At 67.8% G+C, this 25,475-nt stretch carries 20 protein-coding genes and 1 tRNA gene; 13 read left to right on the top strand and 8 right to left on the bottom strand.

What is annotated here, in order from left to right; all coding sequences use genetic code 11:
• Positions 1–17 precede the first annotated feature (17 nt).
• Entirely contained in the window at positions 18–638 is a 621-nt protein-coding gene (locus EDD30_RS15985; RefSeq protein WP_244945117.1) for a transposase, read from the bottom strand.
• Complete coding sequence (locus tag EDD30_RS15980; RefSeq protein WP_280526127.1) at positions 602–1,066, bottom strand: winged helix-turn-helix domain-containing protein; 465 nt, start codon at positions 1,064–1,066, stop codon at positions 602–604. Before EDD30_RS15980 ends, EDD30_RS15985 begins: the two co-directional genes overlap by 37 nt.
• Positions 1,067–1,744: 678 nt before the next feature.
• Here EDD30_RS15980 and EDD30_RS15975 point away from each other — a divergent pair.
• The 4 genes from EDD30_RS15975 to EDD30_RS38290 all read left to right on the top strand — a co-directional run bounded on the left by EDD30_RS15975 (position 1,745) and on the right by EDD30_RS38290 (position 4,951).
• Positions 1,745–1,817 (top strand) — tRNA-Arg (locus tag EDD30_RS15975).
• Positions 1,818–2,138: 321 nt separating this feature from the next.
• On the top strand, positions 2,139–2,357 hold the full coding sequence (locus EDD30_RS40645) for an N-terminal phage integrase SAM-like domain-containing protein (protein ID WP_244945607.1): 219 nt from the start codon (positions 2,139–2,141) through the stop codon (positions 2,355–2,357).
• A gap of 976 nt (positions 2,358–3,333) precedes the next feature.
• Positions 3,334–3,495, top strand: a complete 162-nt coding sequence (locus EDD30_RS39120; RefSeq protein ID WP_170047340.1) for a hypothetical protein — start codon at positions 3,334–3,336, stop codon at positions 3,493–3,495.
• A gap of 661 nt (positions 3,496–4,156) precedes the next feature.
• Positions 4,157–4,951 (top strand): DoxX-like family protein, encoded by a 795-nt coding sequence (locus tag EDD30_RS38290; RefSeq protein ID WP_143162735.1) that lies wholly within the window; start codon positions 4,157–4,159, stop codon positions 4,949–4,951.
• 158 nt (positions 4,952–5,109) lie between these two features.
• Here the strand turns inward: EDD30_RS38290 and EDD30_RS15955 are convergent, their stop codons facing one another.
• Entirely contained in the window at positions 5,110–6,081 is a 972-nt protein-coding gene (locus EDD30_RS15955; protein ID WP_244945259.1) for a tyrosine-type recombinase/integrase, read from the bottom strand.
• Between the two features lie 810 nt (positions 6,082–6,891).
• Here EDD30_RS15955 and EDD30_RS15950 point away from each other — a divergent pair.
• From EDD30_RS15950 to EDD30_RS40640, 4 genes are all read left to right on the top strand, one after another.
• A complete protein-coding gene (locus tag EDD30_RS15950) occupies positions 6,892–7,341 on the top strand; it encodes a pyridoxamine 5'-phosphate oxidase family protein (RefSeq protein WP_071806329.1) in 450 nt (149 codons plus the stop codon).
• A 353-nt stretch (positions 7,342–7,694) separates the two neighbouring features.
• A complete protein-coding gene (locus EDD30_RS15945; RefSeq protein ID WP_071810348.1) occupies positions 7,695–8,183 on the top strand; it encodes a winged helix-turn-helix domain-containing protein in 489 nt (162 codons plus the stop codon).
• The gene (locus EDD30_RS15940; protein WP_244945258.1) at positions 8,147–8,767 is read left to right on the top strand and encodes a transposase; all 621 of its coding nucleotides are present in this window, start codon (positions 8,147–8,149) and stop codon (positions 8,765–8,767) included. Before EDD30_RS15945 ends, EDD30_RS15940 begins: the two co-directional genes overlap by 37 nt.
• Positions 8,768–9,230: 463 nt before the next feature.
• The gene (locus EDD30_RS40640) at positions 9,231–9,806 is read left to right on the top strand and encodes a hypothetical protein (protein ID WP_071807482.1); all 576 of its coding nucleotides are present in this window, start codon (positions 9,231–9,233) and stop codon (positions 9,804–9,806) included.
• Positions 9,807–10,010: 204 nt separating this feature from the next.
• Here the strand turns inward: EDD30_RS40640 and EDD30_RS15930 are convergent, their stop codons facing one another.
• A complete protein-coding gene (locus EDD30_RS15930) occupies positions 10,011–10,784 on the bottom strand; it encodes a hypothetical protein (protein ID WP_143162841.1) in 774 nt (257 codons plus the stop codon).
• Here EDD30_RS15930 and EDD30_RS15925 point away from each other — a divergent pair.
• A complete protein-coding gene (locus tag EDD30_RS15925; RefSeq protein ID WP_071807484.1) occupies positions 10,753–11,163 on the top strand; it encodes a hypothetical protein in 411 nt (136 codons plus the stop codon). The two genes, EDD30_RS15930 and EDD30_RS15925, sit on opposite strands and share 32 nt — an antisense overlap.
• Positions 11,164–11,382: 219 nt before the next feature.
• Here EDD30_RS15925 and EDD30_RS15920 read toward each other — a convergent pair whose 3' ends face one another.
• A complete protein-coding gene (locus tag EDD30_RS15920; RefSeq protein WP_071807485.1) occupies positions 11,383–11,847 on the bottom strand; it encodes a histone-like nucleoid-structuring protein Lsr2 in 465 nt (154 codons plus the stop codon).
• Positions 11,848–12,048: 201 nt separating this feature from the next.
• On the opposite strand from EDD30_RS15920, the gene EDD30_RS15915 reads away from it, so the two are divergent.
• Complete coding sequence (locus EDD30_RS15915) at positions 12,049–12,507, top strand: hypothetical protein (protein ID WP_071807486.1); 459 nt, start codon at positions 12,049–12,051, stop codon at positions 12,505–12,507.
• 352 nt (positions 12,508–12,859) lie between these two features.
• On the opposite strand, the gene EDD30_RS15910 is transcribed toward EDD30_RS15915, so the two are convergent.
• Both EDD30_RS15910 and EDD30_RS15905 read right to left on the bottom strand, forming a co-directional pair.
• On the bottom strand, positions 12,860–14,548 hold the full coding sequence (locus EDD30_RS15910) for a glycoside hydrolase family protein (RefSeq protein ID WP_143162842.1): 1,689 nt from the start codon (positions 14,546–14,548) through the stop codon (positions 12,860–12,862).
• A 108-nt stretch (positions 14,549–14,656) separates the two neighbouring features.
• The gene (locus EDD30_RS15905) at positions 14,657–16,576 is read right to left on the bottom strand and encodes a hypothetical protein (protein WP_071807488.1); all 1,920 of its coding nucleotides are present in this window, start codon (positions 16,574–16,576) and stop codon (positions 14,657–14,659) included.
• A 229-nt stretch (positions 16,577–16,805) separates the two neighbouring features.
• Here EDD30_RS15905 and EDD30_RS15900 point away from each other — a divergent pair, with 229 nt between their 5' ends.
• From EDD30_RS15900 to EDD30_RS38285, 3 genes are all read left to right on the top strand, one after another.
• On the top strand, positions 16,806–17,885 hold the full coding sequence (locus EDD30_RS15900; protein ID WP_084556769.1) for a hypothetical protein: 1,080 nt from the start codon (positions 16,806–16,808) through the stop codon (positions 17,883–17,885).
• Between the two features lie 75 nt (positions 17,886–17,960).
• Positions 17,961–22,136 carry a polymorphic toxin-type HINT domain-containing protein gene (locus EDD30_RS15895; protein ID WP_148088139.1) on the top strand — a complete coding sequence of 1,392 codons (4,176 nt, stop codon included), beginning with the start codon at positions 17,961–17,963 and terminating at the stop codon, positions 22,134–22,136.
• A 14-nt stretch (positions 22,137–22,150) separates the two neighbouring features.
• Positions 22,151–22,612 carry a hypothetical protein gene (locus EDD30_RS38285; RefSeq protein ID WP_143162947.1) on the top strand — a complete coding sequence of 154 codons (462 nt, stop codon included), beginning with the start codon at positions 22,151–22,153 and terminating at the stop codon, positions 22,610–22,612.
• A gap of 211 nt (positions 22,613–22,823) precedes the next feature.
• Here the strand turns inward: EDD30_RS38285 and EDD30_RS15885 are convergent, their stop codons facing one another.
• Positions 22,824–25,343, bottom strand: coding sequence for an FG-GAP repeat domain-containing protein (locus EDD30_RS15885; RefSeq protein WP_123678308.1), 2,520 nt, complete (start codon positions 25,341–25,343; stop codon positions 22,824–22,826).
• Positions 25,344–25,475: the final 132 nt, after the last annotated feature.

The following is a 25,475-nucleotide window of genomic DNA, read 5'->3' as shown; positions in this document are numbered from 1 at the left end:
GGCTGAGGTTCGAGTCGTCACGGTGGCTCGGGGTCGAGGGTCATGCCGGTGCCGGCGAAGAAGCCAGCGAGGAGATCGGTTTGTTGCTGGCAGGCGCGTAGCCGACGTTTGACGAGGTCGGCGAGGTGGTCGACGCCGCGGGCGGCGGTGTTGGTCAGGCCGCGTTTCATCCACCGCCAGACGCCCTCGGCCGGGTTGAGGTCCGGGGCGTAGGCGGGTAACCGGATCACGGTCAGCCACCTCCGGGCCGTGATCAGTTCCCGCATCCGGACGCTGACGTGGGTGTTCAGGTTGTCCCAGATCAGCACGATCGGTGCCCGCAAGCGTTGGTGGGCCTGATCGAGGAAGGCGATGTAGTCGTCCTCGCTGAAACTGCCACGCTCACCTTTGCGGTTTCGGTGCAGCCTCGTGCGCCACATCAACCGGCCGCGGTGTCCGGGCTTGAGGCAGACCAGCCCGGCAATCGAGACCCGCCCGGAGCCCTTGCCGGAGACCTCGACCACGGGAGTGTGCCCGCGCCGGGCCCAGGTCTTGGCCACCGGCGGCCGCATCACCTGGCCCGCCTCGTCCTGGAAACAGATCCCCGCGCCCTGAGCCGCCGCTAACCTCTTACCGACGGCCACCGCCGGCGATGCCACGTAGCGATCGCCTGAGGGTCGCGTTCGATCGCCCGACGAGTGGGAACCTGCTGGCTGTAGCCGATGCGGTGCAGCAGATACGACACTCCGCGCAGCGTGTAGGTGATCTCGAAGCGACGCTCGATCAGCTCCGCGACCCTGGCGAGGGTCCAGCGGGCGTCGTCCCAGCCGTGCACGACCGGGCCGTCATCGAGCATCTCGATCAACTGTTTCTGCTGGTCGCCGGAGAGTTTGCAGTCCGAGCCGCCAGGGCCGGCCGACGCCAGAGCCGCCGTCCCGCCGGCCGTCCACCGTCGACGCCACTGGCGTACTGATTTCTCGGAAACTCGCAGCTCAGACGCAATCTGCGCGGTCGTTTGGGATTCGGCGAACATGGCCGCAGCCTGGATCCGAACCTTCTCACGCCGGACCCGGGCTGCCGCGTTCATGCCACCACCAGCCGGATACCTCATCCCTTCGGCCTACCGAACCCATCGAGATCTATCACGCCGCCACGCCGACGAACCTCAGCTATTCAACCTCTGTAGCTCATGGCAGAGCTGAGGACTTTTAATCCTTAGCTCGAACTTGGGTACAGCGCAGGATCGGCGTTGGTCGTACGGTGAGCGGTGATGACCTCGACCTAGCTGGCGACACAGCCCGCTTCCGCTTCGTCCTGGAAGGTCCGTGACGTGGGCCGTGACCCAGGTGAGGTGCTTGTCTTTGTGCCGGCAGCGGCGTTCGACGTTCATGGTGTCGAGGCTTCGGTGACCAGCTTGTTCGTGGTTGTCCGTCACGTCGATGGGTGGTCCTGCAATCAGGCTTCACCTCCTTGACAACCGTCACCCGGCCGCGACCGGGATCGGATTCCAGCAGCGGAGAAGGGCTCAGTTGGCCCACCCCTCTGCCGGCTCACCAATGCTCGGTATTTGCTCGGTGAGACGTTGGCACCGCTTGGCAGCCGTTGGTACTACCTGGCACGGGTTGGCACGGGACCGGTCAGGCGGCGATCCGTGTGCTCCATATCTGCTCCATGGGTCGGAGCAGCGGCAGGTGACACGCGTTGGCAGTGGTTGGTACGCCCTGGTACGCGTCGGTATCCCCTGGCAGGTAAGCTGACGACTCGCGCCCTCGTAGCTCAGGGGATAGAGCAACGGTTTCCTAAACCGCAGGTCGCAGGTTCGATTCCTGCCGGGGGCACCCAGGTCACAGCCTTGATCGACAATGTGACGCCGTTCGCGTGGTTCGCTTCGTGGCACAAACCGGATACGGTCGTGCCATGGCACCGCAGTCCCGAGCCGCGGGGCGTCAACGTGGCCGCATCGAAGAACTGCCCAGCGGATCGCTACGGTGAAGGTGTACGCCGGCACCGACCCGGTGAGCGGGCGTCGACACGACCTCACCGAAACAATCCCCGCTGGCCCGACCGCGAAGCGAGACGCGCAGAAGGCGCTGACGCGACTGCTGAACCAGCTCGACGAGCAGAGGAACCCTCGCACTCGCGCCACGGTCAACCAGCTCATGGACCGGTACCTAGAGCTGATCACCTTGGAGCCGACGACGCGTGTCACCTACGAGGGGTACATCCGGAACCACGTCCGGCCAGTTCTTGGTGATCTGGCAGTAGGTCGTCTCGGTGGCGAGGTGCTCGACTCGTTTTACGCGCAGCTTCGCAGTTGTCGCGCATTCCCCACTCGGGATCGGCCCACGCTTCGTTGGCGATCCGCGCCGCCTGCTTAGGGGTCGGTGGCCGCGGATCCGTCCGGCCGGCGGTTGGCGGTTCCGCCTGCTCCATCGGATTCGTGCCCACCCATCGCCAGCGGAGCGCCCGCTTATACGCGCCGCTGAGGATGCCGTGAATCTGCCGAATGGACGAGTCCGCCAGCGGCCGGCACTGGTGCGGCTTGCACCGACCGTCGCACTCGTGCTCGCCCTGGACGCGATGCTCGACGTACTTCCGCCCGCGGCAGTGGGCGCGTCTTCGGCGACGTCCGCAAGCGCCTTGTTGAGGCTCCTCCCTCTGTTCCGTTTGTCTCGTGATGCCGCTCGGTAGTTGGTTGGCCGGGTGGCTCGGTGTCGGCCTGATGTCCCTGTGCCTGCCGTGCCGGGCGCCGGGGCGTCGACCCCGCGCGGGTTGGAGAGCCATAGTGCTGTCCGCCGGGGCAAGCCCCACACCCCTACCTCATTTCTTATAGATGACTGTTGTTTGCCCGGGTTGACCTGCTTCTGGTCGGTGGGGTGCCGCCGCGGGTTGGTGGGTTCGCGGCGGAGGTCTGTCGTGCGGGTGTGTCCTCTCCGGGCTCGTTCACCGTTGCGGTTGATCAGCCTCTGGTAGCGGTGGGCGCCCGTTGTGGGGATTGGCGCCACGCAGTAGCTCCCTTCGGGCTACCTGACAGTCGGGGGCGGGGCAAGGCCGAGCCGCTTCGCGGTCGCCTTCGGCGAGCCTTGCCCCGCCCCCGCCCGCCAGGTCGGGACTTTGTCAGCTACAGCGCGACACCAACCCCCACAACTCCACAGCGACAGCCCTCATCGCAGGCGAAACCACAGGGCCGCGACGACCCCCAGTACGTACGGGTAGGAGAGCGGAAGCCGAGCCGGCGTGCAGGGGGGTCTGAGTGACTGGCAGCCGCCGCGGGTTCGAGGCCCCGGCACTCATGTAAGCGGGAGCGTCCAGCAGCACCCATTGAGCGTGCTCCGTTCCCGCGTAGGAGCAGCCTTGAACGTCAAGTACCAGTTGGCCAAGCTGATCGTGAAGCTCTACTTCTTCGGCGCCCTGGCCGTGAGTTTCACTCACGTCATCGAGGCGGCCCACAAGCTCGACCTGCACGGCTGGCAGGCGTGGACGGACGCCCGTCCGCGATCGACGGGATCGCGGTGATCGGGATGGTCATGCGGGGCGCGGCTTTCAGCCGCGACACGCGGCGTCTCGGGTTCCGGGTGCAGGTGGCGGCCGGCCTGTTGAGCCTGGCGTGCAACGTCTTCGCCGGGGACACGGTGGGTGGGCGGGTGTACGGAGTGCTGATCGTGGCGCTGTTCGTGTTCAGCGAGTGGCTGTCGGACCGGATGCAGAGCCGCGAGGTCGACGTCGAGCGGGAGCGGGTGGCGAAGCGGGCCGCGGCGGCAGAGAAAGGTCGAGCAACGCGCGGCGAACAGGGAGGCGACCGAGCGGCTCGCGAAGTCGGGCCGGCGCCGGATGAACCGCGAGCTGGCGAAGCTGACCGGCTGAGCGCGCGGCATGGTGCGGGAGGCTCTCTCAAGTCTCCCGCACCTCCCTCTCGCGGGCCGCGGTTAGCCGGTTGCAGTGCCGACCGTCAAAACCGCTCTGTCTCATCGTCATCGACCACCCCCACGTAACCCGAAAGAGGGATTGACGCCTATCCTCGCGAGGATCCCGCATTCCCGACACGCGCCTGTGGCCTGGCAATTTGCCTGTGCGGCTGGTGGGATCGTAGGCGGGAGTCGAACTACTACAGCAAGGGAAACCCGTCGCTCGCTATTGTCGTCCAATTGTCGACCTCAAGTCGGAGCGGAGCGACGCTATGTCTGTCGATCAACTACAACAGGAGGGTCCTGGGCAGGTTCGCGACAACGCCTCGGCGCATAATGAGCAGTCGTCGACCGCCCAACGTGTGACGATCAGCGTTGTTCTCGGTTGGGCCGCCGTCGTCATCGGTGTTGTGACCGATGTGCCGGATCTACTGTCACTGCCACCCTGGTGGAGCTGTGGACTCGCCGCGGCTGGCGGCTTAGCGATCTTCGCGGTGGGTCTATTACTTGTCCGCCGCGGCTGGAATCGACCGCTGGGCTGGCCCGCGGTTGGCGCCGTGACTCTGGGAGTGCTCGGGGCGATGCTGACCCTAGCCAGCCCAGCGTTGCTACTCGATCCGTTCGCCGACGGACGCGATAGTGCAGGCGTTGATGCCGCCCTACCGGCTCCTAATGAAAGCAGCTCCGCAGCGCCCAGCACGCTGCCGACTACGACGGCGCCGGCGCCTCAACGGAGTCCGGGCAAGCCGGTGTTCATCTGGGAGGAGAAAGATGTTGACCTCGACCCGGAGATTGAGGGTGGCAGGGCGGATTTTACGCTCTACTGGAATCACCTCTATGAGCACTTAGTCTTGAAGGACGGTTGGTTCGCCCGGGTCTCCAGTCCGACGGCGAAAGCCTGCGATGATGCTCCCGACTGGGACGACGAAATTCTCGCGAAACCTAAGACGCTAGTATGCCTAAAGACGGACTTGGAAAAGTACGTCGTGCTCTCGATCGTAAGCACCTCCGGCCAGGATATCCATAAACAGAACATGACTTACCGAGTGGTATACAAGGAGCCATGAACTCCAATTGGACCTAACCAGTTTGTATAGCGGTGTCTTCGGACGCTGCTATAGCGGCTGGTCGCCAGGCTCTGCGTTCCACGATGTCCTCAGCAATCTACGGGGTCACTGGCCGCGGGGATTTCGGTCCCTTCGCTGCGTGCCTCCCTCTGGCGCGCTCATATACGGTCGCCACCGTCGCCGTCTCTCATAAACCCCGGGTCGCGCTCATTCATGATCTTGGTGTCGCCGTCGATGCACTTGGCGTAGACCTTGAGAAGTACGTCCACCGAGTGTCCCGCCCGGTCGGCCACCTCGGGGGCGTTGACGCCTGCGTTGAGCCACAGGCTCACGCCGGCGTGGCGCAGGTCGTACGGACGCGCGGCGAGCGGGGAGTCCACCTGAGCGGGTGTCAGCGCTAGCCGGCGCGCCTCCCTCCACACTCGCACGTAGCTCGAGGGGGAGACCGGCATGCCCTTCGCGCTGCGGAGCAGATAGTCGGTCACCTTGAACCGATTGATGTGCTCACGCAGGATCACAACAAGTTGGGGCGGAATCGGCAGGGTAGGCGCGTCGTCCTCGCCGCGGTGCTTGAGGCCCCGGTCGTCGTGAACTTCGCCGCTGTCGGTGTACCGCTTGCCGGCCGCTGGCGGTGACCGCTCAACGGTCACCGACCCCCAGCCCGTCTGAGGTAGGTGGCAGTTCTTGACCCGTAGGCCCAGCGCATCGCCGGGGCGTAGCGCCGCGAAGTACGAGGCGAAGAACGCCACGAGTCGTTCGCCGCGCTTGCCGTCCTTGCCGCGGCTGCCGACGTAGGAGACCGCTGCCAGCAGCTCGCGGGCTTGTCGAGGGTTCACGACGGAGCGCCGGTCGACTGCCTCGACCACCTTCTTGCGGTTGGCTGTCACGCGGAGCTTGTCGACTGGGTTGAAGTCCAGCAGTTCCAGCTCAACGGCGTACTGGAGAACGTTGTAGAACACCGAGCGCTTGCGTCGGTACGTGGTGGCCGCTGCCGCCTTGCCGTCCATGTTTAGGGCTACCGCAGCGAGCGCGGCACGGGTTGTTTCGGCCTTGACCAGATCGCTCAACGGGACTGAAGCCTTCTCAAGCCATGCCAGAGCCTTCCGGAGCTCTTCGGGAGCGTCCTCCACCTCAACGGTCGGGATCAGGCCGTACTGACGTAGTGCCTTCGCGGCGTGGTGGCGCCCGCTAGGCCATGCCATCAGCGTTTGTCAAATGCGCAGGTCAATTGCGGAATGCGCGCTGAGAGCTGCCCTCTCGCTGCCGTTTCACGCGCGCCGTTGAGGGTGCTTAGCGGCAACGTTTGCGCTGCTCGTACGGCATGCAGCGATGCTGCAATGCAGTCGTTCTGCCGTCCCATCACTGCGTTATGCGTCGCCGTTCTATCACTTCGCTTGCGCCGGCAGAAGGGGTGCGGGGGTATGACCTCTTCGCAGTAAAAACAAAGGACCGGCTGGTTTAGCAGACGAAAAATTGCCACGGTTTCCAAGTCGCCAGCCAGCATAGAATTTCCGACGGTAAGTAGCTTTCACCGTCGAGCACGGCGCTGCGGGTGAGCAGGCAACGCTCGCTTGATGCGGGAACCTCGTTGAGCTGGCGTTCTCCAGGTTCTCGGGCGAAGGGTGATCGGGGTCACGCCTGTTCAGGGTTATAAAACTGGCTTCGTTCGGCATCGGCCGCCCCGGCAACCGCCCGAAGATGAGCGGCTGGGTACAGCTACGCCGCTTCGCCCTACTCGCTGGCCTGGCGTGGCTTGCCCTGCACTTCTTGACCGGCGGCATCTTCTGATAGTGCAACGGCAGATACCCGGCGGTGGAGTTGATAGCCATGTGCCCCGACCGCCGCGAACGTCTCCGTTGGCTGTTGACGTCAAGTCCACTTGAAGTGCCATCCTCCACCGCACGAGTCGCCAGCCGGCGCTCGGCAGTAGAGGAGGATACGTGACACCCGAACCGCGCAGCGGCGAGCAACGCAAGCACGACATCTTGGAACGGCTGACCGAGGACGTCGACGCCTGGGTCGCCACGGCCGACGCCGCCGGCATGCCGCACCTGGTGCCCTTGTCATTCTTGTGGGACGGCGCAGCGTTAACGTTCGCGACCGCCGGTGACAGTCCGGCCGGGCGGAACCTGCGTGATTCTGGGCGGGCACGCGTAGCGCTCGGGCACACGCGCGACGTCGTGCTCATCGACGGCGCGGTTGAAGTGCTCGCCGCTGCCAGGGTGCCTGACGATCTGGCCGACGCGTTCGCCGCGAAGCTGTGGGACGCCCGGGCCGCCGGGAACCGATGGACGTTTTTCCGGGTGACCCCGGACCGAATCCTGGCCTGGCGGGAAGAGAACGAACTGCCCGGGCGGGTGATGATGCGCGACGGTTCGTGGGTCGTCTGACCCGGCGGCTTCGGAACGCGACTGCATTGGCCCACAGGTGTTGCAGTGGTGGGCTTCCATCCGAAGCGCGTGGGCGGCTTCGATGCGAAGTCGCCCACGCGGTGTCAGTGCTCTGTTACTGACCCCGCCCCACTTGCCGACGAGGCCGTGGCCGGCGCGGCAAGGGAGTGTCCTCGCCGACCCGGTCAGCTTTCCGGCGTCGCTGTCCACCGACGCCTTTTCGTCCTGTGGATAACTCCCCTGGCTGTGGATAACCCGCATGCCGGGTCGCTGTCGTGCTACAGAGGTTGAATAGCTGAGGTTCGTCGGCGTGGCGGCGTGATAGATCTCGATGGGTTCGGTAGGCCGAAGGGATGAGGTATCCGGCTGGTGGTGGCATGAACGCGGCAGCCCGGGTCCGGCGTGAGAAGGTTCGGATCCAGGCTGCGGCCATGTTCGCCGAATCCCAAACGACCGCGCAGATTGCGTCTGAGCTGCGAGTTTCCGAGAAATCAGTACGCCAGTGGCGTCGACGGTGGACGGCCGGCGGGACGGCGGCTCTGGCGTCGGCCGGCCCTGGCGGCTCGGACTGCAAACTCTCCGGCGACCAGCAGAAACAGTTGATCGAGATGCTCGATGACGGCCCGGTCGTGCACGGCTGGGACGACGCCCGCTGGACCCTCGCCAGGGTCGCGGAGCTGATCGAGCGTCGCTTCGAGATCACCTACACGCTGCGCGGAGTGTCGTATCTGCTGCACCGCATCGGCTACAGCCAGCAGGTTCCCACTCGTCGGGCGATCGAACGCGACCCTCAGGCGATCGCTACGTGGCATCGCCGGCGGTGGCCGTCGGTAAGAGGTTAGCGGCGGCTCAGGGCGCGGGGATCTGTTTCCAGGACGAGGCGGGCCAGGTGATGCGGCCGCCGGTGGCCAAGACCTGGGCCCGGCGCGGGCACACTCCCGTGGTCGAGGTCTCCGGCAAGGGCTCCGGGCGGGTCTCGATTGCCGGGCTGGTCTACCTCAAGCCCGGACACCGCGGCCGGTTGATGTGGCGCACGAGGCTGCACCGAAACCGCAAAGGTGAGCGTGGCAGTTTCAGCGAGGACGACTACATCGCCTTCCTCGATCAGGCCCACCAACGCTTGCGGGCACCGATCGTGCTGATCTGGGACAACCTGAACACCCACGTCAGCGTCCGGATGCGGGAACTGATCACGGCCCGGAGGTGGCTGACCGTGATCCGGTTACCCGCCTACGCCCCGGACCTCAACCCGGCCGAGGGCGTCTGGCGGTGGATGAAACGCGGCCTGACCAACACCGCCGCCCGCGGCGTCGACCACCTCGCCGACCTCGTCAAACGTCGGCTACGCGCCTGCCAGCAACAAACCGATCTCCTCGCTGGCTTCTTCGCCGGCACCGGCATGACCCTCGACCCCGAGCCACCGTGACGACTCGAACCTCAGCCTTTCAACCTCTGTAGCGCCTGAGCCTGATCCCGACTGGCATCCGATCGCCCGGCAGCTCTTCGCCTGGGTGCGCTCCCTGCGTCCCCACCCCGGTGACCGATTACCCCCGTGGAGGCGCAAGCGGCTCTGACACGGGGAGGTGATGCGCCATCGATGTTGCCGAGATCGAGGCCCTGGAGCCGACCTACCCCGGACCGACCTGGCAGCACCGCCCTGACGGTTCCTGGCTTCTGCCGGCGCGCACGCTCGGCTGGCAGATCGCCGGCTGGTGCGCCGAGTACCTGCGTGCCGATGACGGCGGCCCGTGGCGGTTCACCCGCGAACAGCTCCGCTTCGTCCTGCACTGGTACGCCGTCGATGAGACCGGCCGATTCCGTTACCGCACCGGGGTGTTGCAACGGCTCAAGGGTTGGGGAAGGACCCTTTGTTGGCGGTCTTGTGTCTGGTGGAGTTCGTGGGGCCGTCGCGGTTCTCCCACTTCGACGGCAGCGGTGAGCCGGTCGGTGTCGCGCATCCGCAGGCGTGGGTGCAGGTCACCGCCGTGAACCAGGCGCAGACCACGAACACGATGGCGCTGATCCCGTCGCTGATGACGGATCACGTCAAGCGCACGTACCAGATCAAGGAAGGCGCGGTGCTGATCCGCGCCAACCGGGGCCGTCAGCGACTGGAGGCGGTTACCTCCTCCTACCGCGCGATCGAGGGCAAGCGCACGACCTTCTCGCTGCTCAACGAGACGCAGCACTGGATTCATGGCAATGCCGGGCACCTGATGTACGAGACCATCGACGGTAACGCCACCAAGCGCGACTCCCGCTACTTGGCGATCACGAACGCGTTTCTGCCGGACGAGGACTCCGTCGCTGAGCGGATGCGCGAGGCGTGGGAGAAGATCCGCGAAGGCCGCCGCACCAGGGCGCGCTCTACGGGCCGGACAGTGGATTCCGCTGCTGGTGGAAGGCACCACGCTCAAGACGGGCGACGAAGTGTTCCTCGGCTTCGACGGCGGGAAGTCGGATGATGCCACCGGACTGATCGCCCTGCGCATGGACGGCGTCGCGTTCGTCCCCGGCCTCTGGGAACGCCCCGACGTTCTGGATCAGGTTCGTGCAGCGGAGGGTGGGGGTCGATGAGCCGAAGCAAGGCTGAACGAATGGTCTAGCTCGTTTCGTGGACACCGCTGCCTTCCATCAAGGCGGACGACCTACCTGGAATCCTGTGTCAGCTACGCCGAGAACCGTCGGCTCACTCTGCGAGCTGTACCGCTGAGCACAGCGGGGAACACTGCACCGATCGCCGCCGCGATGCCCATGGTGAACGGGAGATCGACGTCCGACATGTGCTGGATGAGCCCCAACGACAGCTCGAGGAGATAGGCGACAAAGGCCGCGATGATGCCGAGCCAGAGCGCGATGATGCCCCAGGCCGCCTTGGTGAGGTTGGTGTCGATGACGTCAGTGGCCTGTTTGATGGCCTCGAGGGCCTTCTGCTGGGCGGGCAGGATCTTCGCGTACGCGTACGCGTCCGCCGCCGGTCCCTTCCAGAAGTTGTCGATGCGCAGTTGATCCGGGCTCAGCTTGGTGGACAGGCTGCTCATCGGTCCGCCGATGCGAGACGTCCATTCGCTGCCGGTGGAGAAGAGACCGGGTGGCCAGCCAGGATTCAGGATCACCTTGGCGACTTCCTCGAACAGCCTCGCCATCAGGTCACGCAGTTTGGCCAAGGAGTCGTGGAGCATGTCTGATAGCCCGGGCGGCATGAACGTCATCGCGCGGTTGCTGCGGTCGAAGAGCTTGGCGACCTCACGGCGTGGACGTACGCGGCGGCGATGTACGGGTGAGGTAAGGGTGGCGTTCGGGTGATGTTCGATCCGAGCGGATGCCGTCGAAGCGCGAGTCCACATCGGATAAGTTGAGGTTTCCTCATCTAGCTTGTGGAGACAAACCATGCGTATAACTGCCCTGTCCATGGCCGCCGCGGTGGTGGCCGCGACGATCACGGGAGTAGCGGCTCCCGCCGCTGCCAACACCGCTGCCAGTAGGGTCGAGCTGGCGGCTGGTAACGGCACCCACTTCAACACCGCGTCGGTGACCTACAAGCGCGTCGACGGCGCGGTGAACTCGGTCAAGATCCTCACGATCCGCGCCCAATCCGCTGCGCACGAGGGCGAATGCGTCTGGGTGGAGTGGAACGACCCGAACTGGCCGGGCGGCTGGGCGCACCTCAACAGCGAACCTCCGTGTGGCGGTATGGACTATATCGAGGAGCTCAACCGGGTCATCAAGGCGCCGGCGGGACATCAGCTCAAGGTGCGCCTGGCCGTTCACCACCAATTCGACGTCGACCTGGCCCACAAGGACGTCGCAAAGCTGCTCTAGCCGGATAGCGCGGCGACACGGGATTGCCGGAGGGGATCCGGTGTCGCCGCACCACCCGCTGCGTAGGCGCCGACCCGTGGTGCCGGGCGGATCGGCGAGGCTGGCGGTCGGTCTCGTTGAATCATCACCGCATAGGTGGTCTGAAAAGACTGCGTTAGGGGCGGCGCTTGCTCCAAGCGGAACCCCGCCCCCTCTCGTGCAGCACCTCTGCGGTAGCGCTCAGCTTCCCGCGAACTGGACCGCCGGAACCTTCTTCCGCGACACCTTTTTGACTGCCTTTGCCGGCTTGGTGACTGCCGCCTTCGGCTCGCGGGCGGACTTCGCTGGCGAAGCTACGGGCGCCTTCTGCGCCTCCTCATACGCCTCGGTGATGTGCTGCGGAATGCGGCCTCGCTCGGAGAGCTGGTGGCCGTTGCTCGCGGCCCACTCGCGGATCGCCTTGTTGTGATCCTTCGTGGTCTGCCGGACCCGCGTCGGCGTAATGCCCGGCCGCCACGTGCCGAAGCCTCGGCTCGTCTTCGTGCCAGCACCGACGTACGGCGCCAACGCCTTACGCAGGGCGTTTGCGTTGGTCTCGTTCAAGTCGATCGTGTAGTTGTTCCCATCAAATGAGAACGTGACGGTCTCGGTAGCCTCGCCGCCGTCGATGTCGTCAATGAGCTTTTCGATGATCTGCTTTGCCATGATTTCCTCTGGTTTGATGACGGCCGATCGCGGACGTGTCGTGCAATTTTGCGGATCAATTTGTGCCACCATAGCGAAGATCGCCGAGACGGCAGCCTCAGGCGGCGACACCCGCGTACTGGCGGGTGTCGGAGAGTTCTTCCTGATCGCGGAGCTCGTCCGAGGCGGGCATCACTGCCTTTGCCGGCATGTGCCAGCGCGGTGCTCACGCTGACTCCAGCCTTGACCGCTACCTCCGCCACCTTGGCGTCATTCGGCAGTGCCTTCATCGCGGGTTCGACGTTCGCCGCCTTGGAAAGCGAGCGGGGCCGGACTCGGGGCGCCTTGGCGCGTGTGGCGGATGTTCCGGGCTTGCGCTGCGGAGTCCTCGGCGCCTTCCGCGGTGCGGGTGTCAGCATCGGCGCGGTTGGGGTGGGCTGCTCGGTGGTCACCTCCGCCTGGTCTGCATCGGGGATGACCGAAGGGCCTTGGGGGGTTGTCGCTGTGACCGCAGGGGTTGGCTTCTCGATCGTCGGTGTGGCGGACGCCGACATGGGAGGGCGCGGCACTATGACTCGGCAAGGCGTTGGCTTGAGCGATAGCACGAGCTTCGTGATGGCGATGAAGGCGATCGAGGGTACGGCCGAGACGATCCAGCCACTCACAAGTCAGTACCGCTAGATCGGGACCACGTTCGCCGAGTGCCTCACGGTCGGCCACCTCGGGAGCGGCTGACGCCCGCCTGCAGCCAGAGACTCACGCCGGCGTGGCGAGAGGCGAGTCCACCGGATCAGGCGTAAGCGCGAACCGGCGCCTACCGGTCGGGGCCGTCGTACTCGACTCAGGTGCCTCTGGGCTTCGGCGTGGGTCGAGACGCTGAGAAATACTGGACCCCAGGGGCTGCGTAGGGAGGCAGTGCTCAGGCATGTTCGCTCCCAGTCTCCGATGGACGGTGATCCGGGTTGGGACGACTGCCCTTACCCGCAGTCGGCCGGCCCTATAGGGCGGCGACACCGGCGCCGCCCGCGATGCGCTAACGCTTGACGAACTTGGCCGTCACCGTGACGCTTTTCGTTGCGCTGATCCAGCACAGCCTGGTCTTGTAGTCGGGCCGCGGCGGCGGGTATTCGTACGGCAGAGAGGAGTTGCAGCCGGTCCAGCCTGCGAAACGGTAGCCCTTTCCGGGAGTGGCGAAGAGCCAGAGTTTCGTCCCGGCCAGCACGGTCGTGGCGCAGGCGTTCCCCGTGCACCGCAGACCCGTCGACATGTCGTTGCGCATCGCGCCGGAACCGAAGGCCAGCCCGGAGGCGATCGTGCCGGATCCCGTACGCCGGACCCGTACGCTGTAGGCGCGCGAGGTCATGACCGAGTACTCGGTCGTCTGATGCCCTTCCTGGAAGTGCCCGTAGTACATGAAGATGCGGCCCTTGAAGATCGCGACCGTCGGGTCGCCGCCGGGGTAGGCCGCCGAGGCAGCGCCTGGGAAGGCCGTGCTGGTGCGAACCGGTTTGGCCGCCGTCCAGCCGGTGCCGGTGAATGTCGTGTACTGGATGCCGTTGTACATCTTCTGGTTGTGAGGCAGCGACGGTCCCGGTGACCAGAAGTAGGCGCGCACGCTGCCGTCCTCCCACAGGACCGGATCCGGGGAGCTGGCGAAGCCGTCGAATGTCGCTTTGTTGCGGCTGTCGACGGCGATCCCGCGCGCGGTGAAGTCAAGCCCATCGGCCGACGTTGCCCACACGACGAGTTCGGTCTGCTCGCTGGAGGAAGCGCCGTTCGGATTGAAACCCTTCTCGATGTTGTACGCCGCCAGCATCAACCACGTTCCATCGGCAAGCTGCATCACGCCGGGGTGCGACACCTGGAACTCGGTGCCGTCCGTGGGAGCAAGTTGCGTGAACGCCGCCGGGTTCAGCCGGTGGCCGGGTTCGACGGTCCAGTTGATGCCGTCGTCGGAGATGGCGCTCCGCACCGAGCGTTGCTGGTCCGGCGCCAGAGTCGGATCGTTGGAGGGCGTGTAGTACATGCGGAACCGCCCGTCGGGCAGCCGGAGCACGTCCGCCGGGCCCCAGTCCCGGCCGACGAGGTTGGTCTCTTCCGGCGTCCACGTCTTGCCGTCCGTCGAGATCGACGAGGTGATCCGCCAGGAGTCCGAACCGCCGACTCCGAGACCGTAGTAGAGGCGCATGCGACCGTCCGGCAGCACCACCACGTCCGCGTCCACCGCGCCGTCGATGGCGACGCCGGCATCCCGCCAGCCCTGCCAGCCGAGCTTCGCGCCGTTGCGGCGGGTGAACGAGAAGGTCGTCGTGGCCGCCGCGCAGCCGACCTCCGGAGCGGAGTACGTGAGCCTGATCGTGCCCTTCGTCGTGGTCTGGAAGGTGCCGGTGGCCTGGACCGGAGTCGGCACCGAGACGGACGACGTCGGCGTGCCGCTGAACGTGAACCGGCCGCCGGACACCGCCGCGACCGTGTTGAGCGAGATCTGCCCTTCGGTGCAGCGTACGGGCCGGAACATCACGTTTCGCACGGCGTTTCCGCTCACCCGGAAAGTGCCGGCGCAGTCCTTGCCGCTGGTGCCGCATCCGAAGGCGTACGAGCCGGTCTGCGGCACGATTGCCGCCTCCTGGACGGGCACGCCCGCCGCAGGCGCCGGCGAGAACGCCGCCAGAACAGTCAGGGCACCGAATCCGGCTGCCCACATTCTCGAAGTCGCTGACATCCCTCTACCCCCAGTGGGTGTTCACCGCCATGTCGGCGGAGGACCGGGGGAGGGCTGATTGTCAAGACTCGGGGATGCCGAACTTACCAGAACGGCATCCCCGAAGGGTCAGGCTTCGGGGCCGACCCCGGTCCGCACGACGATCCAGCCGGCGCCGAGGCCGCCTTCCTTCACCCTCGCGGTGCCGTCGGGGCTCAGGACGCCGATGCGGTTGCCGGCCAGGGCGAGCTGCCGGATTCCGTCGTGCTGGGTGACCCAGAAAGCACTGAGACCGCCCTCCTTGACGTGGGCCCTGCCGTCGTGGGTGATGATGCCGATGCGGTCGCCGGAGAGGACGAGCTGCTTGACTCCGCCGTGCTCGTTGACCCAGAAGGCGCTGAGGCCGCCTTCCTTCACCAGGGCGGTGCCGTCGTTGGTGAGGACGCCGATGCGATTGTCGGTGAGGACGAGCTGCTGGACGCCTTCGTACTCGGTGACCCAGAAAGCACTGAGGTCGCCCTCCTTCACCAGGGCGGTGCCGTCGGTGCCGAGGACGCCGATGCGGTTGCCGGCCAGCACCAGATGCTTGACGTACGTGTATTCGGTGACCCACTGGGCGCCGAGGCCGCCCTCCTTCACCAGGGCGGTGCCGTCCGTGGTGAGCACGCCGATGCGGTTGCCGGACATGGCGAGCTGCTTGACGTTGTCGTACATGCGGACCCAGCCGGCGCCGAGGCCGCCCTCCTTGACCCACGCGGTGCCGTCGCCGGCGAGGACGCCGATGCGGTCACCGGTGAGGACGAGCTGCCGGATGCCCTCATGCTGGGTGACCCAGGGGGTGCTGAGACCACCCTCCTTGACATGGGCGGTGCCGTCGGTGGTGATCACGCCGACACGGTTGCCGGTCAGGGCGAGCGGGGCGGCCACGATCGGGTCGGGGCGGACCTGGTACTGCCCGGCGTGGACGAAGTCGGCGACGGCCTGGGCGTCACCGGCGAGGGCGGCGCGGGCCGCGGCGGCGAGGTTGGCGTGCCCGATCCGCTCGGCGCGGCTGAGGATCTCCCGGGCCCGGCGGCGGTCCTCGGCCTCCTGCTTGTCGAGCGCGTTCTTGATGTCGCGGTCTTTGGCCTGGTGGATGCCGGTGTCGATGAACGTCTTCCAGACGGCCGGATCGTTGCTGCGGGCGGTGCGCTCCGCGGCGCGCGCCACCTCGGTGCCCTCGGCGGCGTAGTTCCACACCACGTTGACGAAGTCACGATCGGGCATGCTCAGCAGCGGCTCGGTGACCGGCAGGCCGATCCGGTTGGCGGCGAACTGCTTGGCGGCGCGGGCCCGCGCCGCGGCCTTCTCTTCCTCGGTCTTGGCCGCGTCGGCGGCGATGCGGTCGTCGGTGTCCTGCTTGGCGGCGGCGGCCAGGCCGGAGGCGATGAACTCGCGCTGCTGCTCCGGGGTGCCCTTGCGGGCGTCGCGGGCGGCGGCCTTCACCTTGGGCCACTTGCCGTCCTCGTCGGCGCGCTGCCAGATCAGCTCGATGAACTTGGTGTCGGTGCCGTTGAGCATGGCGGCGTCGGCGACCACGTCGATGCTGGCCGCGGCGGTCGCGCGGGCGAAGTCGCTGCGGCGCTTCTCGTCGGTCTCGGTCTTCTCGCGGGCGACGTCCCGGTCGAACGCCGCGTACACGTCGACGAGGATGAACTGCCGGCAGGCCCGCTCCGCGTCCTCGGGAGCGGCGGAGTAGGCGGCCTCGGCGGCGATGCGTACCTCGAGGTGGTCGGGGTTGTTCTTGATCCGGGTCCAGAGTGCGATGACGAAGTCGCGGTCGGTCCGTTCGGCCAGGTTCAGTTGGTCGTCGAGGCCGAACTTGGCGAGGACCCGCATCTTCTCGTCGTACAGATTCGGGCTCGGATCGGCGAGAGCGGCGGCCGACAGGCCGGCCGGCAAGGCGGATACGGCCTGGGCGGCGGCCGGCAGCGTCGCGGTGAGGGCGGCCGTGGCCAGCCCAGCAGTGAGCAGACCCCGCGTGAGCAGGGCGCCGATGGAAGACGTCATGAAAGTGTTGTGTCCCCGTGGCAGTGAAGTGTGGTGGTGCCGGCGCAGCACGGATGTGAAGACCGCGGCGCATGGACGGCGGCGAACGCTAACCGTCGTCCGCACTCCGTCGCAACACCGGCAGCGGTGTGAATATCGACTCACGGCGGCGATCGGGATCCGGCTATGGATGTGTCGGTGCCCCGTGCTTCAATGTCGCCCGACTTTGCTGAAATACGGGGGACATGTGATGCGTGGGCGGAGCCTGCTCGTAGCGGTCGCGGCGGCGGTGAGTGCGGTGACGGTGTCGGGTCCGGCGCTGGCGGCCGGCCTGCCGGCGGTCGTGATGATGGACACCAGGTCGGATCAGGCCGAGGCGGACCGGGCGTTCGTGCGGTGGCTGTCCACCGACGACTACCGCCCGGAGGTACGCAGCGCGGCGCGGGCGGCGTTGCTGTCCAGCGCGGGCGACGCGGCGATCGCGGCGTTCCTGGCGACCGGCTATGACGCGGCGGTGGCCCGCGCGGAGCGGACCCGGCAGCGCAACGTCGACTTTGCGAACCGAATGGTGCTGACGCACCCGGCGGACCGGTATCCGTGGGTGAACGCGGCCGGACGGTGGGCGTTGCAGGGTACGGACGCGGAGCTGGCGGAGTTCGCGAAGACCGGTTACGCCGCCGCGCTGGAGCGCGACAAGAAGAACATCGAGTTCGAGGCCGGCGAGGCGGCGAAGGTCCGCCAGGAGGACCGCGACTTCGTGGTCCGGCTGCGTGATGGTGACCCGGGTGCGCAGGTCCGCGCGTGGGCGGGCCGGGCGGTCGCCGAGGGTTCGACGGACGCCGACGTCGCGGAGTTCCTGACCCACGGCTGGGTGAGCGCGGCCGGGCTGGACCTGCAGATGCACCGCAAGCGGTGCGCCGACGAGGATGCGCGCTGGCGCGCGACGACGAATCGTCTGGTGATCGAGGCGCAGGCCGCCGAGAAGGCGGCCCGCGAGACCGTGGGCGAGGCGCAGGAGCAGGCGCGCGCCGCCGCGGCGCGGGCGTGGGCGACGGTCGGGGCGCAGACCGGCGCACCGCGGCTGGCGTGGGCGCAGGCGCAGCAGGTCGCGCAGAAGCAGGCCGACACGTGGCAGCAGGTGTCGCAGGCCGCGGGCAGCGCCACGAGCCCGAACTGGCAGGCCATCGCGGACACGGCGCAGGGCACCCGGGAGCAGTGGCTCGAGGAGCAGAAGAACGCCGCGGCCCAGGCCGCCTCGTGGACCGCTCTCTACGAGCAGGCCCTCGCCGCCGAGCAGGCGTTGAACACCCCCGCGACGCCGACCGCCTGATCGTACGGATAGAAAGGCCCGTCCTCTGTGGAGGACGGGCTTCTCCGCATGCCTTTCTGAATGGATGCCCCTGTAATGAATGCTTCCCTGCGCACCCGTTTGCGGGCGCTGGCGACGGCGTCCGTGGCCGCGACCGTGCTCGCCAGCTTCGTGTACGTGCCCCCGGCCTCGGCCTCCCCGTCCGCCGGATCCGTCCGGCGCGGCGTGGTGACCGAGGTGCCGAACAGCACCCCGGTGCCGGTGCCGCCGTTGGTGACGGAATCATGGAACGGCTCGACCGGTGTCGACCTGAACGCGGAGCGGTGGCGTAAGGCGGTCGCCGATGTGGCGCAGCTCGCCCCCGAGGCGCGGGTGCGCGACGCGGCGCTGGCCGCGTTGGCGTCGGCGGATGCGGCGGCGATTCAGAAGTTCGCCACAGTGGACAAGCGTCAGCTCGAGACACAGATCGCGTCTGAGAAGCGCAAGACCGCGGCGGACAACCTGGCCAAGATCAAGGCGATGGCGGGTACGGGCGGCGCGAACTTCAACGCCGAGGTGACCCGGGTGCTGGCGGGCACCGACGGTGACCGGGCAGCGTTCCTGGCCTACGGCGCGGACATCGCCCGGGCACAGGATGAGAAGGTCGCCGCGACCGCCCGCGAGCGGGCCACCCAGTTGCGGGACAGGTTGAAGACGTTCGCGGCGGCGGCGCCGGCGGAGTCGCAGCTTCGTCTGGCCGCCGAGCAGGCCCTTGCCGGCGATGATGCGGCGGTGGCCGCGTTCTGGGACACCGGCTATCCGGCGGCGGCGAAGGCCGACGCGGAAGCCCGCGAGCAGTATCTGAAGGATCTCGAGGCGCGCAACAAGGCCGCCGAGGATCTGTCGGAGCTGGCGCAGCGGGCGAAGAAGGCGTCCGAGGCGCGGACCCGGCTGTTGAAGGCGCACGGCGACGGCGTGAAGGCGTTGCAGCGGGCGGCGAACGCGATGGCGGGTGCGGCGAACGCGGCACGGCACAGTCAGCGGGTGCTGGCGGGTTCCGCGACGGCACAGGCGAAGGCCGCGGAGCTGAATGCGGCGAAGGCGCAGACCGCGAACGACCTGACGGCCGCGCGGCAGGCCGCGGAGCAGGCCCAGTCCGCGGCGGCGATCGCCACGTCGGCGGCGGACACCCTGGTGGAGACCGGGTTGACCTACGGCGCGGAGTGGTCGCTGATCGCGCAGGGCATGAGCGAGGCCTCCACCGCCGCGGTGGGTGCGACCACGACCGCCGCGCACGCGATCGACGCCACCATTGCCACGAACAACGCGCAGGACGCCCAGGCGAAGGCCGAGGCGCACGCGCGGCAGGCGGAGCAGTGGCGTAAGCACGCGCAGGAGCATGCGGCGTCGGCGGCGAAACTGGCCGCGGCGGCGAAGAAGCAGGCCGATGCGGCGAAGACGGCCGCGGCGCGGACGAAGAAGGCGCGGGAGCAGGCGCAGGCCGCCGAGGCCAAGGCATGGGCCGAGGCGGAGAAGGCCCGTCAGCAGCGGCAGATCGCCGAGGCGCAGGCCGCGGAGGCCAAGCGACAGCGGCAGATCGCCGAGGCCGAACGTGCCAACGCCGCCCGCCACCGCGCCGAAGCCGAACAACAGGCCTCCGTCGCGCGATCGGCGCGGGCCAACGCCGAAGCGCAGGCCGCGATCGCGGCCGGTGCGCGCCAGCGGGCCGAGGGCGCCGATGATGCTGCTGCTGACGCCCAGGACAGGGCATGGGACCAGGAAAGTAAGGCCCGGCGCGCCCGTGACGCGGCCATGGCCGCCGAACGAGCGGAACAGACCGCCAAAGCGAAGGCCGCGGCGATGCGCTCGGCGGCGGCCGCCGCGGCCAGTGGCGCGGAGAAGGACGAGGCGCAACGGCAGGCTGACGAGGCCGACCGACAGGCGGGCGTCGCCGGTGGTGCAGCTCGTTCTGCGCGCGGCTCAGCGAACACGGCCTCGGGTGCGGCGGCGAACGCCCGTGCCGCAGCTACCCAGGCCCAGCAGGCCGCGGAGCGGGCGTGGGCTGCCGCGGAGAAGGCTCGCGCTGCGGCTGCGGCTGCCGACGCGGCGGCAGACAAGGCTGAGGCTGCGGCGAAGGCGACACATGCGGCGCGCGTCCGCGCCGATGCGAAGGCGGCGGAGGCAACCGCTCAGGAGGCGAAGGCGGCCGCGGCTGCGAACGAGGCGGTCCGGTTGGCGGGGCAGGCTGCGGATGAGGCGGTGCGGTCGCTGTGGGCGGCCGACCGGACCAAGGACGAGGCACAGGCGGCCACGACGGAAGCGGTGGCAGCCGCCGCACAGGCGGAGATCGCGGTCAACGCGGCCGCAGCGGCGCGCGTGTCGGCAGCGGGCATCGCTGAACCGGCGAACGCGGCGATCGGCATGGTCAGTCCGTTCACCGGCGCCGACATGGACGCCGACTTCGTGAAGCTTGTCGCCGAGCAGGCCAAGACGATCGGTGCCGAGCAAGCCGCAGCGGCGAAGGCCCGCGCGGACGAGGCGGTGACCGCGGCGCAGCAGGCCGAGGCCGCCGCGGACCGGGCAAACGCGCAGGTCAAGCCGGCCTATGCCGCGGCAGCACAGGCGGCCCGCTCGGCCGCGGAGGCGGCGAGCTCCGCCGCGGAGGCCAAGCAAGCCGCGGCACAGGCCGCTGCCGACGGTGCCGCCGCCCGTGCCGCCGCGGCCAGCGCCGGCCGTGCCGACGCCCAGGCGCGCGCGGATGCCGCGGCTGCCCGTCAGGCGGCCAACGAGGCCGCCAACGACGCCGCGATCGCTGGACGCAACGCGCAGGCCGCGCAGGCCGACGCGGCGGCCGCCAACAGCGCCGCGTCCGCGGCCGAGGCCGACGCGGCCGCCGCTCGCGGTGCCGCCGACAGCGCCGAAGCCGACGCCGCAAAGGCCAGGCAGGCGGCCGACAGCGCCCAGAAGCACGCCGACAGCGCCGCGACCGCCGCCACCAAGGCCCTCGAGCACGCCGTCGAGGCGCAGAAAGCCGCTGACCGTGCCGAAGAAGCGGCGCGCAAGCGCGCCAACGATGCCGTCGCCGACGCTGCGGCGAGCGGTTCGACACCACCGGGGCCTCTGGATCCGGACCTGTTGAAGTTCCTCACTCCTGAGCAGCAGGAGGAGCTGCGTCGGGCGCAGGAGGAGTCCGGGAAGAGCATCCTTGACTTCTTCAAGGAGAACGCCTACCAGCTGTTCCTCGACCTGTCCGGTGTCGGTGACATCATGTCCTGCGTCCGGGACGGCAATGTCGAGGCCTGTCTCTGGAGTCTGGCGAACCTTCTGCCGGGCAAGAAGATCCTCGGTGCCCTGTGGGACATCGGCAAGCTTGTACCTAAGCTCCTCAAGTTCCTCGACAACGTCAAGGACGCCAGCAAGAAGCGTGACGAACTCGCCGGCCTCGCCCAGCGCAACAAGCGTGACGCCGACGCCTGCCCGATTCCTCGACGTCCGAGCAGCTTCCTACCCGGTACCCCTGTGCTGCTCGCCGACGGCACCACGCGGGCAATCGAGAAGCTACGCGTCGGCGACCGTGTGATGGCCACTGACCCGACCAAGAACACCACCGCTGCCAGGGTGGTCACCGACACCATCACCAGCGTGGGTGACAAATCCCTCGTGGAGATCACCGTCGACACCGACGGTGCGCGCGGGAGCAAGACCTCCGCCGTCACCGCAACGGACAACCACCCCTTCTGGGTGCCGGCTCTGGCTGACTGGGTCCCTGCGGCGAAGCTGGCCGCTGGGCAGTGGCTACGTACCAGCGCGGGCACCACGGTTCAGATCGCCGGTGTTCGGCAGTGGACGACCTTCACCCCGGTCCACAACCTCACCATTGCCGATCTCCACACGTACTACGTGCTCGCGGGCGCTGCCTCTCTTCTGGTGCACAACCAGGGTGACCTCGAGCCGGGCCAGACGTACCTCTGGCGAGCGGTTCAAGGCAAAGAGTTGAAGGACATCCACAGCGGACGGCAGTTCTCCAACCCCTTCGGCACGGAGAGCAAGTACTTCTCGTTCACCGAGCGTGGTGCGGCGGAGTACGGACGCCGGGCGTACGGGATGCTGCCGGAAGAAGGCCCCTACACGGTCATTCGTACGGTGATCAACAAGGCGGATATTCCGGGTGATGCCGTCATGCCGCACACCGCGGATGTGGTGGACGGTGGCGTCGCTCTGCCCACCGAGACCCTGAAGAAGTTGGGTCGTCCTAGAATCATGCCCAGCTCGAGCACCGGCATCGGCTGCTGAGGAAGGCATCGATCATGAGATTTGTCGTGGCATCGTCGATCGAGCGCCGCGTCAGGGATCTGTCTCTGCATCTGGCAGACGTGACCCATGCGGAAATCCGTCTTGGCGGGTTGTCCGCCGTAGCGGAAGGCTGCGATGCAGGAGTCGTCCACTACACGATCGCTCATGAGCGCTATGGAGGAAGGCCGGTGGTCGGGCGGGCGCAAGTCCTCCGCAACAGCAGGGGAGACGGCGCCCCACCGATAATCCTCGCGACTCCTCCGCTCGAGTCGGGTGCCGGTCTCGGCGGATCTGCCGAGGCCGAGGAGCACGCGGCGCGGATGGTGGGCATGGCCGTTGATCAGTGGGTCTCCTCGGAGGGCCCCTTCGACAGCTCGGCCCTGTGCCTTGTGCACATCGAGGCATCGGGACTGGACTTCAGCGACTTGAGCACCATCGCCGGTGGGCTCAGGAAGGCCTTCGAGCGGTATCCCTGAAGCAGCGCCTGCGAAAGCGGTCCGTGATGGACGCGGTTGCTGGATATCAGGCGCCCGGCCGATGCGATGGCGAGCGCATTGAGCACGCCGAATCACGCGAGAAAGTGACCACCCCGGGGGAGATTCAGCTCCCCCGGGGTGGTCACGTTTTATCGCATGCAGGCAGTTGTTCTCGGTGGGGCCGGCCCGTACAGGGCCGGCCCCACCGAGATCAGAAGATCAGGTTGAACTGGTTCCAACCGGCACCGATCTTGATGTTGCTGGACGGGTCGACCCAGCTTCCCTTGCCGTTGCCGCGGTACATGAGCAGGTCTCCGGCGGTGTTACGGACGATGACGTCGGAGAAGCCGTCGCCGTTGAAGTCGCCGGGGGAGAAGATCGCGGTGAACTTGCCCCAGCCCGTGCTGCCGATGATGGGGCTGTTGGCGGAGTCGATCCAGCCGCCCTTGCCGTTGCCCCGGTAGAGGCGCAGTTCGCCGGTGGCGAGGCGGGCGATGACGTCGGAGTTGCCGTCGCCGTTGAAGTCGCCGGGGGAGAAGATCGCGGTGAACTTGCCCCAGCCCGTGCTGCCGATGATGGGGCTGTTGGCGGAGTCGATCCAGCCGCCCTTGCCGTTGCCCCGGTAGAGACGGAGTTCGCCGGTGGCGAGGCGGGCGATGACGTCGGAGTTGCCGTCGCCGTTGAAGTCGCCCGGGGAGAAGACCGCGGTGAAGCTGTCCCAGCCCACACCGATCTTGATGCTGCTGGACGGGTCGATCCAGCTTCCCTTGCCGTTGCCGCGGTAGAGGAGCAGGTCGCCGGTGGACGTGCGGGCGATGACGTCGACGAGTCCGTCGCCGTTGAAGTCGCCCGGGGAGAAGAGCGCCGTGAACTTGCCGAAGCCGGTGCTACCGATGAGGGGGCTGTTGGCGGCGTCGATCCAGTAACCTTTGCCGTTGCCCCGGTAGAGAAGGAGCTCGCCCGCGGCTTTGCGGACGAAGACGTCGGCCTTGCCGTCGCTGTTGAAGTCCCGTACCGGCTTGTCGGCCGGGTAGTCGGGGGCCTCGCCGGTGTCGCCACCGACCTCGACGGGCTGGTCGGTGATGGTGATGTCGTCGATCAGGCCGCGGAAGCCGCCGATGTTGTTCGGCTGGTCGTAGCCGACGTGGAGCCCGGTGATCTGCTTGTCGGCGAGGGCGCCGCCGAGCTTCACGACGACGTGGTTCCACCGGTCGGCGGTCAGCTTGCTGCACTGCTGCGCCGGGTGGATCTGGTTGCCGCGCTGGTCCTTCAGTCCGGTGTCGCGCAGGTTCGAGCCGTCGCTGAACGCCAGGTCGATCGCGACGCAGGTGCTGTTGCGGGTCTTCACGCCGGGGCGGGCGGTGCCGCTCTGCGGGTGGATCCAGTACGACAGGGTGGTCGTCGGCTTGACCGTGATCCGGCTCAGCGCCATTGACCGCAGGTAGGCGTGCGACTGCAGGGTGTTGTCGTCCGAGCCGGCGTAGACGAGCGCGGCCTTGCCGCCGTGTCCGGCCTCGTCGCGCACCCTGAGCTCGGCGCCGCTGACGTTGGCGACGTACTTCGCGGCGACCGGGCTGTCGGACCAGGTCGGGTGCACGTCGTCGGCCTCGAGGCCGGTAGCCAGGTCCAGGTCGTACTGGCCCACGCGCAGGAAGTCGGCGAGGACGTCGGGCGCACCGGCCAGGGCCTTCTTGGTGGCGTGGAGCAGGTTGAGGTCGCCGCTCTCGGTCGCCAGGGCCTTCAGCCGCTCGGCTTCCGCCCGGTTGGCCTGGTGCGCCTTCTCGAACGCGATCTGCCGGTCGCGGTCCTTGGCCTCGTAGACGCCGGTGTTGATGAACGTCTTCCAGGCGTCCGGCTCGTTGCTGCGGGCCGCGCGGATTGCGGCCGCCTGGACCTCGCTGCCGTCGGGGGTGTTGTTCCACACCTCGGTGACGAAGTCCCGGTCGGGGAGGTTCAGCAACCGGTCGGTGGGCTCCATGCCGACCAGCTCGGCGGCGGACTTCTTGGCGGCGCGGGCGCGGGCGGCTGCCTTCTGCGCCTCGTCCCACTCCGCTTCGCGGGCGATGCGGTCTTCGGTGTCCTGCTTGGCGGTCGCGGCCAGACCGGTGCCGATGAACTCGCTTTGCTGCTCCGCGGTGCCCTTGCGCGCGGCGGTTGCACCGGCCTTCACCTTGGGCCACTTGACCGCGTCGACGCGATCCGCGATCAGCTCGAGGAACTTCGCGTCGTCGCCGCTGAGCATGGGGGCGTCGGCCACGATGTCCACGGCGGCCGCGGCGGCGGCGCGGGCGAGGTCGCTGCGGCGCTTCTCGTCGGCCTCGACCTTCTCGCGGGCGACGTCACGGTCGAACGCCGTGAACACGTCGACCAGGATGAACTGCCGGCAAGCCTCCGCCAGGAGATCCGGCTCGGCGGTGTACGCGGCCTCGGCGGCGACGCGTACCTCGAGGTGGTCCTTGTTGTCCTTGATGTGGGTCCAGAGCGCGACGACGAAGTCGCGGTCGGTCCGCTCGGCCAGGTCCAGGCGCTCGCCGAGGCCGAACTTGACCAGGACCTTCATCTTCTCTTCGTACAGATTCGGGCTCGGATCGGCGAGCATCGCGGTCCGGGTGGTCGCGGAGTGCGCGGGCGCGGCGTGCGCGGCGGCCGGCAGCGTCGCGGTGAGGGTGGCCGCGGTCAGGCCCGCGCTGAGCAAGCCCCGCATGAGCAGGGCACGGGTGGAAGGCGTCATCAGGTGGTGGATCCCCGTCGCTTGTTCGTGACAAATCGAAACAGCGTCGCGCCGCGTGATCGCAGCCACGCTCCGGGCAGGCCGGAGAGACATCGGGGTACGGCCTGGTCCCGCGCCGGCAATGTGGATCAA

Source organism: Couchioplanes caeruleus (assembly GCF_003751945.1).
In the GTDB taxonomy this organism is placed as follows: Bacteria; Actinomycetota; Actinomycetes; order Mycobacteriales; family Micromonosporaceae; genus Actinoplanes; species Actinoplanes caeruleus.
This window is presented reverse-complemented; position numbering and strand designations above follow the sequence as displayed.